The sequence below is a fragment of the Kitasatospora sp. NPDC097605 genome (genome assembly GCF_040302725.1).
GTDB lineage: Bacteria > Actinomycetota > Actinomycetes > Streptomycetales > Streptomycetaceae > Kitasatospora.
Genome location: NZ_JBEOSF010000003.1, coordinates 308722 through 325456, shown reverse-complemented (window position 1 = coordinate 325456; position 16735 = coordinate 308722). Strand labels below are relative to the sequence as shown.

At 75.6% G+C, this 16735-nt stretch carries 11 protein-coding genes, 3 tRNA genes and 1 pseudogene; 8 read left to right on the top strand and 7 right to left on the bottom strand.

From position 1 onward, the window contains the following. Positions 1–12: 12 nt before the first annotated feature. Entirely contained in the window at positions 13–3744 is a 3732-nt protein-coding gene (locus tag ABTX81_RS05220; protein WP_350541600.1) for a PAS domain-containing protein, read from the bottom strand. 179 nt (positions 3745–3923) lie between these two features. Between ABTX81_RS05220 and ABTX81_RS05215 the strand changes: the two genes are divergently transcribed. From ABTX81_RS05215 to ABTX81_RS05185, 7 genes are all read left to right on the top strand, one after another. Beyond that, positions 3924–4017, top strand: a tRNA-Ser gene (locus ABTX81_RS05215). A gap of 184 nt (positions 4018–4201) precedes the next feature. Further along, positions 4202–4277: transfer RNA gene (locus tag ABTX81_RS05210), tRNA-Arg, on the top strand. A 31-nt stretch (positions 4278–4308) separates the two neighbouring features. Beyond that, positions 4309–4384, top strand: a tRNA-Arg gene (locus ABTX81_RS05205). Between the two features lie 300 nt (positions 4385–4684). Further along, on the top strand, positions 4685–5077 hold the full coding sequence (locus ABTX81_RS05200; protein ID WP_350541599.1) for a hypothetical protein: 393 nt from the start codon (positions 4685–4687) through the stop codon (positions 5075–5077). A gap of 277 nt (positions 5078–5354) precedes the next feature. Then, entirely contained in the window at positions 5355–7991 is a 2637-nt protein-coding gene (locus ABTX81_RS05195; protein ID WP_350541598.1) for an Ig-like domain-containing protein, read from the top strand. Between the two features lie 270 nt (positions 7992–8261). Then, the gene (locus tag ABTX81_RS05190) at positions 8262–9473 is read left to right on the top strand and encodes an SPFH domain-containing protein (protein WP_350541596.1); all 1212 of its coding nucleotides are present in this window, start codon (positions 8262–8264) and stop codon (positions 9471–9473) included. After that, on the top strand, positions 9470–10462 hold the full coding sequence (locus ABTX81_RS05185) for a C40 family peptidase (RefSeq protein ID WP_350541595.1): 993 nt from the start codon (positions 9470–9472) through the stop codon (positions 10460–10462). The genes ABTX81_RS05190 and ABTX81_RS05185 overlap by 4 nt, the downstream gene beginning before the upstream one ends. Positions 10463–10534: 72 nt before the next feature. Here ABTX81_RS05185 and ABTX81_RS05180 read toward each other — a convergent pair whose 3' ends face one another. Further along, entirely contained in the window at positions 10535–11500 is a 966-nt protein-coding gene (locus tag ABTX81_RS05180) for an aldo/keto reductase (protein WP_350541593.1), read from the bottom strand. A 127-nt stretch (positions 11501–11627) separates the two neighbouring features. Between ABTX81_RS05180 and ABTX81_RS05175 the strand changes: the two genes are divergently transcribed. Beyond that, the gene (locus ABTX81_RS05175) at positions 11628–11825 is read left to right on the top strand and encodes a hypothetical protein (RefSeq protein ID WP_350541592.1); all 198 of its coding nucleotides are present in this window, start codon (positions 11628–11630) and stop codon (positions 11823–11825) included. Between the two features lie 57 nt (positions 11826–11882). On the opposite strand, the gene ABTX81_RS05170 is transcribed toward ABTX81_RS05175, so the two are convergent. From ABTX81_RS05170 to ABTX81_RS05150, 5 genes and pseudogenes are all read right to left on the bottom strand, one after another. Then, positions 11883–12986, bottom strand: coding sequence for an endo alpha-1,4 polygalactosaminidase (locus tag ABTX81_RS05170; RefSeq protein WP_502892707.1), 1104 nt, complete (start codon positions 12984–12986; stop codon positions 11883–11885). A 75-nt stretch (positions 12987–13061) separates the two neighbouring features. Continuing rightward, entirely contained in the window at positions 13062–13766 is a 705-nt protein-coding gene (locus ABTX81_RS05165) for a spherulation-specific family 4 protein (RefSeq protein WP_350541591.1), read from the bottom strand. Beyond that, positions 13763–14668, bottom strand: coding sequence for an NAD-dependent epimerase/dehydratase family protein (locus tag ABTX81_RS05160; protein WP_350541590.1), 906 nt, complete (start codon positions 14666–14668; stop codon positions 13763–13765). The genes ABTX81_RS05165 and ABTX81_RS05160 overlap by 4 nt, the downstream gene beginning before the upstream one ends. A 164-nt stretch (positions 14669–14832) precedes the next feature. After that, positions 14833–15540: pseudogene (locus tag ABTX81_RS05155) on the bottom strand (nucleotidyltransferase family protein); the annotation flags it as partial. A 76-nt stretch (positions 15541–15616) separates the two neighbouring features. Then, positions 15617–16609 carry an SDR family NAD(P)-dependent oxidoreductase gene (locus tag ABTX81_RS05150; protein ID WP_350541589.1) on the bottom strand — a complete coding sequence of 331 codons (993 nt, stop codon included), beginning with the start codon at positions 16607–16609 and terminating at the stop codon, positions 15617–15619. Between the last annotated feature and the right edge of the window lie 126 nt (positions 16610–16735).

Genomic DNA, 16735 nt, shown 5'->3' with positions numbered 1-16735 from the left:
GCCGTCCACGGCTCAGCCCGCCGCGGCGACGCCCGCCTCGCCCATGGCGCCGATCCGCCCGAGCAGGTCGACGATCCGGGACTGCACGTCGTCGCTGGTCGAGCGCTCGGCGAGGAAGAGCACCGTCTCGCCGGTGCGCAGCCGGGGCAGTTCGCGCGGGTCGAGGTCGACCGAGGTGTAGACGACGAGCGGGGTGCGGTGCAGCCGGTCGTTGGCGCGCAGCCAGTCCAGCAGGCCGACCCGGCGGCGGCGGATCTGGAGCAGGTCCATCACCACTAGGTTGGGCTGCACGCTGCTGGCCCGGGCGACGGCGTCGTTCTCGTCCACCGCGTGCTCGACGTGCATGCCGCGCCGTTCCAGGCTGCCGATCATCGCGGCGGCGATGTCCGGGTCGCCCTCGACCAGCAGGACGCGCGGGGCGTGGTTCTCGCCGTCGCGCGGGGCCAGGGCGCGCAGCAGCACGGCCGGGTCGGCGCCGTACGCGGCGTCCCGGGTGGCCTGCCCGAGGCCGGCGGTGACCACCACCGGGACCCGGCTGTTCAGCGCCGCCGTGCGCAGCGACTGCAGCGCGGTGCGGGTGATCGGGCCGGTCAGCGGGTCGACGAAGAGCGCGGCGGGGAAGCCGGCGACCTGCGCGTCCACCTCCTCGCGGGAGCGGACGATCACCGGGCGGTAGCCGCGGTCCTGGAGCGCCTGCCGGGTGGCCGCGTCGGGCTCGGGCCAGACCAGCAGGCGGCGCGGACCGCCGTCGGGGGCCGGGACGGGCAGCGCGAGGTGCTCGCCGCCCTCGGCGCGGCCGCCCGGCAGGGCGATCGCCGCACCGGCTGGCGGGGCACCCGGGACCGCCGGGGCGGGGACGGGCGTGCCGGACCCGGCGGGCAGCTCGGCCATCGGGCGTGGGGCGGGCCGGGCATCGGCGGCGGGCGCCACCGGTGCCACGGGTGTCACCGGGACGACGGCCCCGGCCGGGCCGGGGGTGCCGGGCCCGCCGAGCGGACGCAGCGGGGCCAGCTCGCCCAGGCCGCTGCCGACCGGGCGCGGGCCGCCCTGGTGCGGCTCGCCACCGGGAGCGCCGGGAGCGCCGGGAGCACCGGAGCCACTGGGCAGCGCCGGAGCGGCCGACGGCAGCGCGGGCAGCGCCGAGGCGCCCGCCGCGGATCCCTCGGGCCCGGCCGGACCGCCGGCCTCGCCGCCCGGCCCGGGCGGGACGGCCAGCCGGCGCCGCCGACCGGTCGGCGTGGGCGCGGCGGGCTCGGGCGGAGCGGGCGCCGGACCGGCCGGCAGGGCGTGCTCCAGCCCCGGGTAGACGGGGGTGTCGGTGACCCCGGGCAGGGCGAACCCGCCGGAGGAGTCCTCGTTCCCGGGCAGCGCGCGGCGGCGCCGGGACGGCCGGTGCTCGGCGTCGCCGCCGTCGGGACCGGCCGGGGCGTCGGGCGCGGACCCGCCGCCGCCCGGGCCGAGCGCGATCGGACTGCGGGCTCCGCCCTCGCCGCCGGCGGCCCGGCGCTCGCCGTCCCCGGCCCCCGCGCCGTTCCCGTCGCCGGGGCGCTCGTCCGCACGCCGGCCGTCGACCGGGACGGCGTAGGCGGTGCCGGAGCGGCCGTCGTCCTTGCCCCAGGGATCGTTCTGCGGGCCGCTCGGGCCGCCCAGGCCCTGGCGCCCGTAGGCGGGGTCGTTGCCGGTGCCGTTCCACTGCTCGGGGACGGCCCGTTCGATCCGGGCGGGGGCGTTGGGCCACTGGTCGGCGGGGACGTCCGGGGCGGTGCCGGCGGCGGGGGCGGGCGCGGCACCGTCGCGGCCCGGCTGCTCCGGGGCGGCGGGCGGCAGCTCGACGGCGGGCCGGCCGCGGCGTCCGCGCCGCTGCTCGACGGCCGGCGTCTCGCCCGGCGCGCCCTCGGCCGCCGCGGGATCGGCCGGGGAACCGTTCGGCGCGCCCTCCGGGGTGTCCTCCGCCGGGGCGCCGGCGGGAGCGGGGTCCTCGGCGGCGGCCGGCTCCTCGTCCGGGGCGGCGCTCGGCAGCTGCGGGATGCCCGGCAGGTCGGGCAGGACGGCGCTGTCGCTCTCCTTCGGCCGGTCCGAGCGGCCCTCGGCGGACGCGCGCTCGGCGGCGGCCTTGGCGGCGGCCGGATCCAGCGGCAGTTCGACGACGTAGGTGGTGCCGGCGCGGCCCGGCAGCTCGTGCGGCTGGAGCACCCCGCCGTGGCGCTCGACCACCGCGCGGGCTATCGGCAGGTGGACGGGGCTGCCGCCGCGTCCGGGGCCGCGGATCTCCACCCGGGCGACCTCACCGCGCTGGGCGGCCGCGAGCACCACGGCCGGCACCTCGGCGACCGGCGGCAGGGCGGCGGGCGTGCCGGGGGCGGCGAGCCCGGGGGAGGGCGGTTCGGGGGCGGCGTCGTCCAGCGCGAGGCCGATGCCGCTGACGTCGGCGACCAGGTGGGCCAGCGCCTGGGCGAGCCGCTGCTCGTCGGCGATCACCTCGACGGCGGCGGCGTGCACCGAGAACCGCACCCGGCCGGCGCCGACCAGCTCGCCCGCGTGCTCGACGGCCCGGCGGACCACCTTGTCCAGGGCGACCGGCACCCGCTCGGCGGCCTTCCGCCCGCTCCGGCCGTCCCCCTTGCCGTCCGAGCCCTTGCCGTCCGCGCCCCTGCCGTCCGCGCCGCTCCCGGCGCTCTCGCCGGCCTCGCAGCGCTGGTGGGCCAGCACACCCTCGATCAGCTTGCCGTACCGGCGGCACTCGTCGGCCAGCCGGCGCAGGGTCCAGTTGGCTTCCGGCCAGAGCTGCCCGGCCGGGTCGGCGGCGAGCGCGTCGATCCGCCGGTGCAGCGCGGTCAGCGCGCCGCCCAGCTCGCTCTCCAGGACGGCGGTGAGGTGCTCGTTGCGGGCGACCAGCGCCAGCTCGCGGCTGCGGTCGGTGAAGGTCATCACGGCGCCGACCAGCTGGTCGCCGTCCCGGACCGGGGCGGTGGTGAGGTCGACGGTGACCGGACGGCCGTCCTTGCGCCACAGCACGGTGCCGCGTACCCGGTGCTTGCGCCCGGAGGTCAGGGTGTCCAGCAGCGCGGACTCCTCCAGCGCCAGCGGGGTGCCGTCGGCCCGGGAGTGCTGGATCAGCGGGTGCAGCTCGCGGCCGCCCAGCTCGCTGGCCCGGTACTCCAGGATGTGCGCGGCGGCCGGGTTGACCAGCACGCAGCGGCCTTCGAGGTCGACGCCCAGCACGCCCTCGGCGGCGGCCCGCAGGATCATCTCGGTCTGCTTGTGCTGGCGGCGCAGCTCCGCCTCGACGCCGAGCCGGCCGGTCAGGTCGCGGACCAGCAGCAGGAGCAGGTCGGAGGAGCGGGAGCCCTCGCGGTACGGGTCGTACGGCGTCGGGGGCGCGTAGCCGGACCCGGACCCGGAGCCGGCGCCGGACCCGTCGTCGTCGAAGTCGTTGCCGGAGACCTCGACGGGGAAGGTGGTGCCGTCGGTGCGCCGGGCGGTCATCCGCACCGGGCGGTCGAGCGCCTCGTCCTCACGGGCGGCCGGCCGCATCGAGCCGGGGATCCGGCTGGGGTCGAACTCCGGGAGGAGGTCGAGCACGCCCATGCCGACCAGCGAGGTGCCGGGTGTCTGCAGCGCCTGCACGGCCGCGTTGTTGGCATCGACGACGGTGCCGTTGCTGTTCACCAGCAGCAGCGCGTCGGGCAGGGCGTCGAGTATGGCGGCGAGGCGAGCAGCGCCTCGGATCGGCCTGCTGCTCACGTCGACAGGTCTCCTCGGCTCAGGGCAGCTCTCTCCGGAGAGGGCAGTATCTCATTCTTCTTTGCGGCGGGGACGACCCGCCTAGTAACGTGGTCGGCGGTTGGTGCCGGGCCCCCGGGTTGTGGCATCATCACAGGCACAGGGAACGAGTCCGCGCACGCGGGCTTGCTCCGTGTGGAGGAGGCTTCGCCTAGTCCGGTCTATGGCGCCGCACTGCTAATGCGGTTTCGGGGTTATTCCTGATCGAGGGTTCAAATCCCTCAGCCTCCGCCAATCGGGAGCCCCGTCGACGATCTCGTCGGCGGGGCTCTTCGCATGTCCGGGGGCATGCCGGGGCGGTGCCGGCGAGGTGTCGGCGAGGGGTGCCCGGGGTGCCCGGATCAATCGATTTCGTCCCGCGCCGCAGGTCATGTAATGTTGTCCCCGCACCGCCCCGGAGGAACGTTCGCCAGGGCGAGCGCTCATAGCTCAACGGATAGAGCACTTGACTACGGATCAAGAGGTTGCAGGTTCGAATCCTGCTGAGCGCACCAAACCCCGCAAGTCCGGGTCCGCCCGGAACTTGCGCTCATAGCTCAACGGATAGAGCACTTGACTACGGATCAAGAGGTTGCAGGTTCGAATCCTGCTGAGCGCACCAGTGAGAAACCCCCGGCCATCGGCCGGGGGTTTCCGCGTTCCCGGGGCGGGGCACGGAGGTCAGCCCAGTTCGGTCCGGTTGATCCAGGGGGCGTCCCGGTGCTCCAGGAACCACTCCGAGGAGGTCGGCGGCCGGGCCCGGGGCGGCCGGCGGCACCCGTAACCGCGGCTGCCGGGCGAGCGGGTGCTCCACGGCCGGCAGGACGGTGACCTCCCGGTCGGGTGCGCGGACGGCTTCCAGCAGGGCGCGGGTCTGTCCCCGGCCGGTGGCGCCGGCGACCGCCGGCAGCGGGTGCTGCGAGTGAGGGTCGAGCACGGCGTCGCCGAGCGCGGGCCCGAGGTGTCCGGGCGCGGCGCGTCGGCGATCGAGTACGGGCGCCGGACCCGGGGCACCCGCGGGCTGCTGCCGGGCCCCGAGGCCGCGCAGGACGCCGAGCAGCGTCTCGGTGTCGTCGAGGTGTGCGACCAGCGTGCCGAGCGCCGCCCGGAGCCGGTCCCGCTGCTCGTCGATGTGCTCGGCGAACAGGCCGCGGACGGCGGGGTGGTGTTCGAAGAGGTCCTGGTAGAGGTACTCGGCGACGGCGGGGCCGTGCGGTTCGACCAACGCGAAACTGCTCTTGATGAGAACGGGGTTGAAGGTCACGGCCCCGACTCTGCTGAGCGCTCCGGCAATTCGAACAGAGTTGACCGGTGAATGGTCGGATACCGGACATCGGTGCGCGGTCCTTCACCGGGATTCCTCGTGATACCCCGCGATACCCCGCCTAATGGATGAAATGCAGTCCTTTCGGGTACATCCCGTCCTGCCGGTCGGAGGGCCGCCAATCGGGTGTCATGCGGCCAATAGTGCAAGTGTCGCGGTATGACCGGCCCAGGATCGTGATTCCGTTTTGTCTGATCTTGTGTCCCGTCTTGTGTCCAGCCTGCCCGGCCATCCAGGCCGTCCGGCAGCCGATGCGAAGGAGAGCCGGATGGACCGACCGTTCCCGGCTGTGACCGGCGCCGCCGCCGTCCTGGCGGCCGGGCTGCTGATCGGCTGGAACCCGCCGCCCTCGGCCGCCCGGCAGGTCCCGGACGGCCGGCCCGCCGAACGGCGCGCGGTGCCGCCCTCCGGCCTCTCCGACCTCACCGGCCTCTCCGACCTCACCGGCCTCACCGACCTCACCGACCTCACCGACCTCTCCGCCGGGCCGGATTTCCCCGCCGCTCCCGGGGAATTGGCCGACCGTTCCGGATTCGATCCTTCCGTCGTGCTCCGCCCGGCCGGATCGCGGCCCGGGGAGTCCGCGCGGACTTTCCGGATCTCCGAGGAACGGGCGTCCGCGGACGGTTCCCCGCGGACCGCCGGAACGCTCCGGACGGTATTCTCCGGAGCGGTCCGCAAACCCCGGCCGACCGCCGACGGACACGCCGGAATCGCGATCGGGAATTCCGGCTCCACCACCGCCCCGCAGAGCTACGGAAACGCCTCCCATCTGCGCTCCGACCTCTCCCTCGGCGGTGACGCCGCCACCCCCGGCGCCCGCTCCGACGCCCGGGGCGCCAGCCAGGCCCTCGGCTACCCCGAGGAGGCGGCGGTCGGCGACGACTACCGGCTCACCCTGCCCGTCGCGGTCGGCGACGCGCCCGCCACGCTGGCCGGCTGGGTCGACTTCGACCGCAATGGCCGCTTCGAACCGGCCGAGCGGGTGCAGACCGAGGTCGCCGCCGGCGGGCGCACCGCCACCCTGGAATGGACCGTCCCCGCCAACGCCTCCTCCGGCGAGACCTGGGCCCGGCTGCGGATCGGCCGGGACTCCGCCCAGGTGGTGCCGGCCGAGGGCGTCGCCGACTCCGGGCAGGTCCTGGACCAGCGGATCCGACTGACCGTCGGGGCCGTCCGTCCGGAGATCTCCCGGCCGGCCGACGGCGCCACCGTCACCGATTCGCGGCCCCGGATCTCCGGCGTACGGGCCACGGCCGGGGCCGCCGTCGAGGTCCGCGAGGGCGACGCCGTGCTCTGCCGCTCCCGTGGCGCCCAGGGCGGCGACTGGTCCTGCCGCCCGGACGCGGCGCTGGCCGAGGGCCCGCACACCCTCACCCCGGTGCTGACCGGGGGGCTCGGTGCGGCGCGGCGCGGTGAGCCGGTCCGGATCACCGTGCGGACCGCGGTGCCGGGCACGCCCGTGCTCACCCTGCCCGAGTTCACCAACGACCCGGGCCTGCGGCTGACCGGCACCGGTGAGGCGGGCAGCACCGTCGTCGTCACCGATCTGCCGTCCGGCGGCCAGGAGACCGACCTGTGCAGCACGTCCGTCCGGGCCGACGGCGGCTGGTCCTGCCTGCCGGTGGAGAACCTGGCGGACGGCCGGCACCGGATCACCCCGGCCGCCGCCGACCTCGCCGGTAAGCGGACCCCCGGCCGGCCGGCCGAGCTGGTGGTCGACACCGTGCCGCCGGACCGCCCGGTGCTCACCGCCCCGGCCGCCGGGGAGACCGTCCGGGCCGCCCGGCCCCGGCTGGCCGGGAAGGCCGAGCCCGGGGCGCGGGTGCTCGTCACCGCCGGTCCGGCGCGCGGTGACGAGGCGGCGCGGATCGTCGCCTGCGGTGCGACGGCGGCCGTCGACGGCGGCTGGACGTGCACGGCCAACCGGGATCTGACGGCGGGGGAGCAGTGGCTGGTCGTCGCGGCGACCGACCAGGCGGGGAACGCGACGACGGCGGACGCGGTGGCGGTCAGGGTCGAGGTGGCGGGCCAGACGGCGGTGACGGCGCCCTCGCCGGTGGCCGTGCCGTCGCCGGTGGCCACACCCACCCGGGCCGCGACGCCCACGCCCACGCCCACGCCCACGCCTTCGGCCGTGGCTTCGGCTTCGGCCCCGGTCACGTCCGCGCCTACGAGCGCGGCGGCGGCCCCCTCGGCAGCCGTCCCATCCCCGACGGCCGCCTCTCCGGCGGTGCCGAGGCCCTCGGCCGCTCCTGTCCCCACCGTTCCGGCCGTTCCGGCCGTTCCGGCCGTTCCGAGCGCTCCGACCGCTCCGGCGGTCCCCGCCCCGACCGTCGCCGTCCCCACGCCGCCCGTTCCCGCGCCCGCCGCGGCCGTGCCGGCCCTCGTCCCGCCCGTGCCGCTGCCGGTCGTCGTGCCACCGGTCACCGGGGCGGCGATCAGTCCGGCGGCTCCGTCGCCCGCGCCGACGGTGTCCGGTCCGGCGACGGCACGCCCGACCCCGACCCCGACCCCGACTCCGACCCCGACCTCAGCCCCGACCCCGACCCGAAGCGCGGCCCCGTCCGCCTCGGCCTCGGCGTCCCCGAGCCCGAGTCCGAGTCCCGTCCCGACCCCGGCCTCGACCGTCACTCCCTCCGCCGCCCCGGCCGCCGTCACCACCACCGCCACCCCGGACCGGGCTCCGGCCGCGCCGCCGCCGGGCCGGCCGCGACAGGCGTCCCCGGCCGCCGACACCGCCGGCCCCGCCGACGCCGAGGAGCCGTCGTCCCCGACGGCCTCCGACCGGCACCGGTCGGACGGCTGGCGCGGCGTGCTCGCCGGGGTCCTGCTGGCACTCACCGGCCTCGGACTGATCACCCGCCGGGTGATCACCCGGGGTTCCGGCCCCCGGCGGAGCTGAACCGCCGCCCCCCTGTCCGCTCATGTGCCTGCGCGTCAGGTCCACGCTTCGGATGATTCGTCAGTAAATGTCGACACGCACTGGTTCAAATGTCGCATTTGATGACGTATGAACTTAGCCTGGGCTCTGGCACTGCCCGTCAGATCCGGGCCGCCCGTTGCGCGACACACTGAACCTGAGGATCCGTGCATGGACGTCACCCGCGATTCTTCGCAGCGACCCGACCACCTGCCCAAGGCGCTCCCCCCGGTACTGCCGGAACGTTCCGCCGTGGGTTCCAGCCCGCTGGCCAGGGCGGCGAGGACGCCCAGGCCGGCCAAGCCGGCCGACAGCGGCCCGTCCACCACCCCGATCGCGGTGGTCCCGGGGCCGGCCGTCGGCACGCCCGTCGACCTGCGCGATCCGCTGGAGACGGCGGACCCGGCGCCGGCGGTGACCACGACGCTCCCGACGGTGGACGAGCCGGAGAGCGCCCCGGCCGGAGTGGCGACCGCCACCACCTCGCGCCGGCCCCCGCGCGCCGACCAGGCGCTCCGCGAGCGCACCGCCGCCACCCTGCCCGGCTGGGTCGCCCTGGTCGGGCTGCTGCTCGGCACGGTCGCCGTCCTGCTGGTCCTGGTCCGCGACGGCGTCATCCCGTACTGGGACGTGCTGCCCGACCTGCGCTCGGACGCCGCCCGGGGCAGCGGCCAGGCCGAGGTGACCGCCCGTTCGGTGGCCGCCGTGGCCGCCGCCGGGCTGGTCGTCGTCCTCTCGCTCGCGGGCCTGCTGGCCAACGCGGGCGGCGAGACCCGGGTGCTCACCCGCTGGGGCCGCTACCGGGGCACCGTCCGCCGCACCGGCCTGGTCTGGGTCAATCCGCTGCTGCGCCGCCGCCGGGTGGACGTCCGGCTTCGGCACTGGCGCAGCGAGCCGGTCAAGGTGGTCGACCGCACCGGGACGCCGATCGTCGTCCGGCTGCTGATCGTCTGGCGGGTCAAGGACACCGCCCGCGCGATGCTGGCGATCGAGGACCACGAGAGCTATCTGCGCGAGCAGGTCCAGGCGGTGCTCACCCGGACCGCCTCCACGCTGCCGTGCGACAGCAACGCGGCGCCCGGTCCCGCGCTGCGCGACGGCCAGTGGTTCGCCGACGAGCTGACCCGGGCGCTGGCCGCCGAGGTCGCGCCGGCCGGCCTGGAGGTCTACTCGGCGCAGCCGCTGGCGCTGGACTACGCGCCGGAGGTGGCCGAGTCGATGCGCCGCCGCCGGCTGGCCGACCTGGACGCGGGTCTGCGCACGGTGCTGGTGGACGACGCGGTGGAGGCGGCGGCGCTCGCCGTGCGCCGGCTGGAGCGGGCGACCGCGCACGAGCTGGACGAGGCCGCCCGGAGCGCACTGATGGAGCAGTTGCTGGTCGCCTTCGTCGCCCCGGCCGGAATGGCCGCCTCGGTACCGCCCCCGGCCACCCGGGCCGGGCGGAAGGAAGGACGACCGGCATGAGGATAGCCACCGGCACGGACGCCGGCCCGGCGTTCGCGGACGCGGACGACGCGGCGCTGATCGGTTTCGAGGAGAGCCTCGGCAGCGTCCCGGCGATCACGGGCTGCGCCTGCCCGAACTGCGTGGCCCGGCCGCGCACCGCGGGCACGGCGGAGCCGCACGGCGGCGGCCGAATACACCGGGCGGTGCGAAATACCTGCCTGGCCACCACCGTGCTGGCCGGCGCCGGGGTGGTGGGACTGACCGCCGGAGCCGGGGCCGCGCACGCCGCGCCGGGCCAGCAGGGCTGGGACGGCTCCAAGTACTGGTTCAAGAACGGCAGTGGCGAGTGGCGCTACACCAGCCACTACAGCGTCTACACCAAGGTGACGGGCGGCGGTTCCGGTTCCTCCGCCGCGCAGACGGCCGTCTCCAACGGCTCGGCCGGCTCCGGCGGGATGCGGCAGGGCTGGGACGGCTCGAAGTACTGGTTCAAGAACTCCCAGGGCGAGTGGCGCTACACCAGCCACTACGACGTCTACCTGAGCCGCACCGGTCAGTCCGGGGGCGGCGGGGGCTCCTCGTCCTCCTCGTCCTCCTCCTCGGCGGGCACCACCACGCCCGCCGCGGACCCGGCGCCGTCCGCCGGCCGGCTGGAGTCGGCGATCGAGTACGCGCTCGCGCAGCAGGGCAAGCCGTACGTCTGGGGCGGCAACGGCCCCTCCGGCTACGACTGCTCGGGGCTGGTGCAGCAGGCCTACAAGCGGGCGGGCACCAGCCTGCCGCGGGTGGCCAACGACCAGTACGCGGCGACCACGCCGATCACCGCGGGCCAGCTGCGCCGCGGCGACCTGCTGTTCTGGTCGGACAGCGGCCGGGCCTCCGGCATCCACCACGTGGGGATCTACCTGGGCGGCAACAAGTTCGTCGAGGCGCCCCGGCCGGGCAAGACGGTCCGGGTCTCCACGATCAGCAGCGGCTTCTACCCGACCCACTTCGGCCGGCCGTAGCACCGGAAGGTGCGAAGGGGCGCTCCGTCCACAGGCTGTGGACGGAGCGCCCCTTCCGGGTGGACGGCGGTGTCAGGCGGAGGCGTCGTCCAGCAGCGCGGTCTGCGCCGGGGTGAGCTCCAGCGCGGCGGCGGCCAGCAGCGGCGGGAGCTGGGCGACGGTGCGGGCGCTGGCGATCGGGGCGGCGACCGTCGGCCGGCCGGCGAGCCAGGCCAGGGCGACGGTGGCGAGCTCGACGTCGTGCTCGGCGGCCACCGTGTCCAGCGCCTCCAGCACCTTGGGGCCGCGCGGGTCGTCCAGGTAGCGGCCGGCGCCCTCGGCGCGGGCGCTGGCCACCCCGGTGCCGCCCGGGCGGTACTTACCGGTGAGGAAGCCGGAGGCCAGCGCGTAGTACGGCACGGTGGCGAGGCCGTGCGCGGCGACCACGTCGGCCAGCGGGCCCTCGAAGGTGCCGCGGGAGACCAGGTTGTAGTGCGGCTGGACGGCGGTGTAGCCGGTCAGGCCCTCGCGCTCGGCGAAGGCGAGCGCCTCGGTGAGCCGCTCGGCGCCGATGTTGGAGGCGGCGACGGCGCGCACCTTGCCCTCGCGCACCAGCGCGTCCAGAGCGGTGACGAACTCCTCCACCGGGGTGTCGTCGTCCTGGTGGGTGTAGTAGAGGTCGATGTGGTCGACGCCGAGGCGGCGCAGCGAGCCCTCGGCGGAGGCCTTGATGTTGGCCGCGCCCAGTCCGCGGGCCTCGGCGTGCAGGCCGACCTTGGTGGCGACGACGACGGAGTCGCGGTTGCCGCGGCTGCGCAGCCACCTCCCGATGATGGCCTCGGACTCGCCGCCGGTGTTGCCCGGCACCCAGGCGGAGTAGACGTCGGCGGTGTCGACGAAGTTGCCGCCGGCCGCGGCGTAGGCATCGAGGACGGCGAAGGACTCGGCCTCGTCGGCGGTCCAGCCGAAGACGTTGCCGCCGAGGGAGAGCGGGAAGACCTCGAGCCCGGACCTGCCGAGCTGCACATAACGGGGGGCGTCGCTGCGGGAATCGGTCATGGTCCGAGTCAACCCGATCGACCGGGCGGGCATTCCGTGAACGAGGCGGACTTCACACACCCGTCGCACGTCCGTAGCGCGGAGACCGGGTGTCGGGGTGCTCCGCGGATTCGTTAGAGTCCCTGCCATGGCTGACAACGAGTACGACCCCGCCGGCAGCACCCAGATGTTCCGGGCCTTCGTCGAGGAGACCCCGGCACCCCAGGCGCCGGGCTCCGTCAACACCTACGGCGGCAACGGCGGCAGCCGCACCGGTGTGATCGCGGTCATCGCCGTGGTCACCCTCGTGGTGCTGGGCGCCGTCATCTGGCTGGCCGTCAAGTAATCCTCGCGGTGGAATGCCTGGCGGTCCGGCAGCCGTCGGATGCCGGACCCCGCCTCCTCAGCAGGGCTTCCGCCAGGCGTCCAGTTCGAGCTTCTTCTGCATCGAGCTGAAGCCCAGGGCCCTGGTGCGGGCGCAGAACTTCTCGGTGCCCAGCTTGTACTCGACGTGGAAGACGGCCTTGCCCGCCTGGATGAAGGGGGAGAGGCGGGCGCACTCGTCGAACTGGGCGCACTCCTCGTTCACCGCGAAGTCGAAGTCGCCCAGCAGCGCCGGGATCTGCTCCAGGTCGTTCTTCAGACCGATCGCCAGGCCGCGTTCATGGGCGAGCGCGGCGAGCATGCGGTTGTAGCGGAGCTGGTCGTCGGCGGTCAGCGGGAAGCCGCTGTCCTGGTTGTAGGCCTCGATGGTGTCGGGTTCGACGGCGTCGAAGCCCTTCTGCTTGCACATGTCGAAGCGGGCCGCCATGAGCGGCTTCAGCTGGTCGATCCGGCGGATGTCGAACCACTTCTCGCCTTTCCAGCCGTTGCCCGAGCCCTGGAGGGCCCGGGCGAAGGCGGCGGAGTCGGGGCGGAAGTCCTCCCAGGAACCGGCGTTGATGTAGCAGATCACCTTGCGGCCCTTGGCGTGCAGGGCGGCGACCACGGAGGCGTCGGTCTCGAAGCCGTCGATGTCGTAGACCGGGACGTCGACGGACTGGTCGACGGCGCCGCCGAGTTGCCACTGCCAGGCGAGGCCGGGGGTGGGCTGCCAGCGGGCGCCGGCGGCGCCGGGCGTACCGGGGGTTCCCGGGGTGCCGGGCGCGCCGGGGGTGTTCGGCGTTCCCGGGGTGGCCGGGACGGCGGAGGTGCCGGGGGTGGTGGAGGCGCCGGGCGGGGTCGACGGACGGCCGGCTGCGGTCGGCGGGCCCGGGTCGGCGGGAGAGGCCGGGGCGTCCGGGGTGGCCGGCGTGCCCGGGGTGCCCGGGGTGCCGGGGGTGACCGGCGTACCCGGGGTGCCCTGGGTGCCGGGGGTGACCGGCGTACCGGGGACGGGGGCGGCGGTGGCGTCGGCCGAGGTGTCGTCCTCGTCGTCCGAGCCGGAGCTGCTGCACGACGTCGCCAGCAGCGCGGTGGCGGTGGCGAGGGCGAGGGCGGCCCACAGGGGCCGGGTACGGCGGGTCACGGGGCACGGACTCCGGATCGCGTCGGATGGTTCGCAGGTTTTCGCAGGTGGTTCGCGGGCGGTTCGCGGACGTTCTCAGATGGGTTCGGTGAGCGGCCGGCCGTCGGTCAGCCGGTGCGGCAGGGTGCTCCAGGGGTTCTCCCCGGCGCCCGGCACCACGCAGCTCACCCCGGCCCGCCGGGCGGCGATCAACGCGGCCGCCTCCCCGGCGAGTTCGGCGGGCACGTCGTAGACCAGGTGGCAGAACCGGGCGGCGGCGTGCCGGCCGGTCCACAGCGGCAGGGCCAGTGCCTGGTAGGCCGCCCAGTCGCCCTCGAAGGTCACCAGCAGATCGGCCAGCCCGACCTCGGCGTACCCGGGGTCCGGGTGGTCGCCGTGGCCGAACACCACGGTGGCGCAGCCGGCCGCCCGGGCCGCGGTGGCGAGGCGCCGGTAGTGCGGCAGCGCGCCGGGCGCGGCGGACACCTGGTCGAGGTAGACGCCGCGGATGCCATGACGTTGACGGTAGGTCAGGATGTCGTTCACCACGGCGGCGTGCGGCCGGCGGCCGTAGTCGGTGTCGGCGTAGCCGAGCAGCGGCAGGCCGGCCGCGCGGAGCGTCTCGGCGGCCTCGGTGAAGACGTGGTCGGGCTCGCCCGGCCCGTCGGCGAGGTTGAGCACGACGGCGGCGACGCGCTTCGGGTCGGCGGCGGCGACCGCCTGCCAGGCCGCCGGGTCCACCGCGGGGTGGACGTAGAGCGGCACCAGCAGGCGGCCGTCGGGGTGGGTGCCCCCGGTCATGCGGCGACCAGCGGTCCGGTGGAGAGCCACAGGTCGCGCAGCGTCTCGTCGAGTGCGGTCTCCGGGCGCCAGCCGAGTGCCCGGGCGGCGGCCGACACCTCGGCCTGCTGCCAGGAGACGGCCGCGGAGCGCTCGGAGCCGGCGCCGCTCTCGTCGATCCGGCCGGTGAAGCCGGCCGCCGCGACCAGGCCGTCGGCGATCGCCCGGACCGGCCGGGCCCGCCCGGAGGCCAGGTTGAGCACCCGGGGCAGCGGGCCCCGGGCGGTGACGGCGAGCGCGACCGCGCGGGCGACGTCCCGGGCGTCGACGAAGTCGCGGTGGGCCGAGAGGTCCCCGACCCGCACCACTCCGTCGGCGCCCTCGGGCGTGGCCCGGCGCAGCTCGGCGGCGAGCCGGCCGGGCAGCGACCCGGCCGGCGCGCCGGGGCCGACCGGGTTGAAGACCCGCAGCACCACGGCGTCCAGCGGCGAGCCGGCCACCGCGAGGGAGCCGGCCAGCTTGGTGGCGCCGTAGACGCCGACCGGGCGGGCGTCGGCGTCCTCGGCGAGCGAGTCGCCGGGGGCGCAGACGCCGTACTCGCCGGCCGAGCCGATGTGCACCAGCCGGGCCGACGGGGCGCCCCGGCCGAGCGCCTCGCCGAGTACGGCCGGGCCGCGGGCGTTGACCTCGGCGAGGGTGACGGCGCTGCCGGAGACGGCGCCGGCGAAGTTCACCACCGCGTCCGGGGCGAGCGCGGCCAGCTCCTCGCCGAGCGGGCCGGCCTGGGCGGTGGCCAGGTCGAGCCGCAGGTCGTGGTCGGGCCGCCGTCCGGCGGTCAGCACGGTGGCGCCGGGCAGGGCCCGCAGGGCGGTGGCGGCGTGCCGGCCGAGGAAGCCGTCGGCGCCGAGCAGCAGGATTCTCACGCGGCCCGTCCGTCGTTCTCGGGGCCGGCGGGGACGGTGGCCGCCGGTGCCGCGGGCTGCCCGTCTGCGGCCTCGGGGGCGGTCCTGGCGGCGGGGATCGGCAGCCCCTGGCCGTTGTTCGGTACGGCGTACAGGCCCTCGCCGGGGGCGGGGCCGGTCGGCTCGCCCGGGAGCAGCAGCGAGCGGTTGAGCGCGAACTCGGCGTTGGCCCGGTCGTAGTCGTCCGGGCGGCCGATGTCCAGCCAGTAGCCGTCGAACTCGTAGGCGGACGGCGGCGTCCGGGCGGCCAGCAGGTCCAGCACCAGCTCGTCGAAGCCGAGCGGCAGGCCGGGGGTGTACCGGGCGAGCGCGGCGCGGGAGACGCCGTAGACGCCCATCGAGACCCGGTAGTCGATGCTCGGCTTCTCCTGGAAGCCGGTGATGGAGCCGGCCTCGGTGGTCAGCACACCAAAGTCGATCTTCACCTGGCGGGCGTAGGTCGCGATGGTGAGCGGGGCCCCGGACGCCTCGTGGTGCTTGAGCACCCCGGCGAAGTCCAGGTCGGTGAGGATGTCGCCGTTCATCACCAGGAAGTGGTCCGGCAGCCGGTCCTGCAGGGTGAGCAGCGGGCCGAGGGTGCCGAGCGGGCTGTCCTCGACGGCGTAGCCGACCCGCAGCCCCCACTGGGAGCCGTTGCCGACGTAGGCCCGGATGATGTGGCCGAGGTGGCCGATGGCCAGGGTGACGGTCTGGAAGCCCGCGGCGGCGAGCTGGCGCATCACGATCTCCAGGATCGCGTGCTGGTCGCCGATCGGGACGAGAGGCTTGGGAAGCGCGGTCGTGTACGGGCGCAGGCGTACGCCCTTACCGCCGGCCAGGATCACTGCGTGCATGGTGGTTCCCCCACGGAAGTCGGTTCGACAAGGGGCCTTCGGGTGCCGGGAGCGGACGGAAGGCGGAGCGGCCGGGTCAGACGTTGTAGATGTCGGTCTTGTAGCGGGCCAGGTTCGCCGGGTCGCGGAAGAACGCGATGGTCTGCTCCAGCCCCTCCTCCAGCGAGTGCGCCGGCGCCCAGCCGGTGGCGGCGCGCAGCCGGGTGGCGTCCGCGACCAGGCGCATGACCTCGGAGTTGGCCGGGCGGATGCGCTGCTCGTCCTCCTTGACGGTGACGTCGACGCCCATCAGCTTGCCGACCAGGGTGACCAGGTCGCCGACCGAGATCTCGCCGCCGGTGCCGGCGTTGAAGGTCCGGCCGACCACGGTCCCGGCGGGGGCGGTGCCGACCGTGCGGAAGGCCAGCGCGGTGTCCTTGACGAACATGAAGTCGCGGGTCGGGCGCAGGTCGCCGAGGGTGATCTCGGTCTCGCCCGCGGCGAGCTGGGCGATCACGGTCGGGATGACGGCGCGCATCGACTGGCGGGGGCCGTAGGTGTTGAACGGGCGCAGGGTGACGACCGGGGTCTCGAAGCTGGCGTGGTAGCTGTCGGCCAGCCGGTCCCCGCCCGCCTTGGAGGCGGCGTACGGGGACTGGGTGTTGATCGGGTGGTCCTCGGTGATCGGCACGGTCTGCGCGGTGCCGTAGGTCTCGCTGGTCGAGGTGTGCACCAGGCGGGGGATCTCCAGGTGGCGCACGGCCTCCAGGACGTTCAGGGTGCCGGTGACGTTGGTGTCCACGTACGAGTGCGGGGCCCGGTAGGAGTACGGGATCGCGATCAGGGCGGCCAGGTGGTAGACCGCCTCGGTGCCCTTGACCAGGCCGTTGACGGAGCCGGGGTCGCGGACGTCGCCGAGGACGATCTCGACCGAGTCCAGCACCTCCTCGGAGAGGGTCTCCAGCCAGCCGAACGACGAGAACGAGTTGTACTGGACCATCGCGCGGACCCGGTGGCCGTCGGCCACCAGGGTCTCGACGAGGTGGGAGCCGATGAAGCCCTCGGCTCCGGTGACGGCGACGCTGCTCATGGTGAATCGCTTCCTGTGTCTTCTGGGGACGTGGTGTACGGGCCCGGCCGGGTGGTGCGACGGTGTGGTGCCGGCCGGGCCGGTACGGGTGTGCGGTTCCGTCGGTGCTGGTTCCGTGCTGCGCTG

Excerpts from the sequence above, each read along its gene's own strand:
- ABTX81_RS05195 (WP_350541598.1), top strand. The coding sequence starts at position 5,355 with ATGGACCGACCGTTCCCGGCTGTGACCGGCGCCGCCGCCGTCCTGGCG.
- ABTX81_RS05150 (WP_350541589.1), bottom strand. The coding sequence starts at position 16,609 with ATGAGCAGCGTCGCCGTCACCGGAGCCGAGGGCTTCATCGGCTCCCAC.
- ABTX81_RS05165 (WP_350541591.1), bottom strand. The coding sequence starts at position 13,766 with ATGACCGGGGGCACCCACCCCGACGGCCGCCTGCTGGTGCCGCTCTAC.
- ABTX81_RS05180 (WP_350541593.1), bottom strand. The coding sequence starts at position 11,500 with ATGACCGATTCCCGCAGCGACGCCCCCCGTTATGTGCAGCTCGGCAGG.
- ABTX81_RS05185 (WP_350541595.1), top strand. The coding sequence starts at position 9,470 with ATGAGGATAGCCACCGGCACGGACGCCGGCCCGGCGTTCGCGGACGCG.
- ABTX81_RS05175 (WP_350541592.1), top strand. The coding sequence starts at position 11,628 with ATGGCTGACAACGAGTACGACCCCGCCGGCAGCACCCAGATGTTCCGG.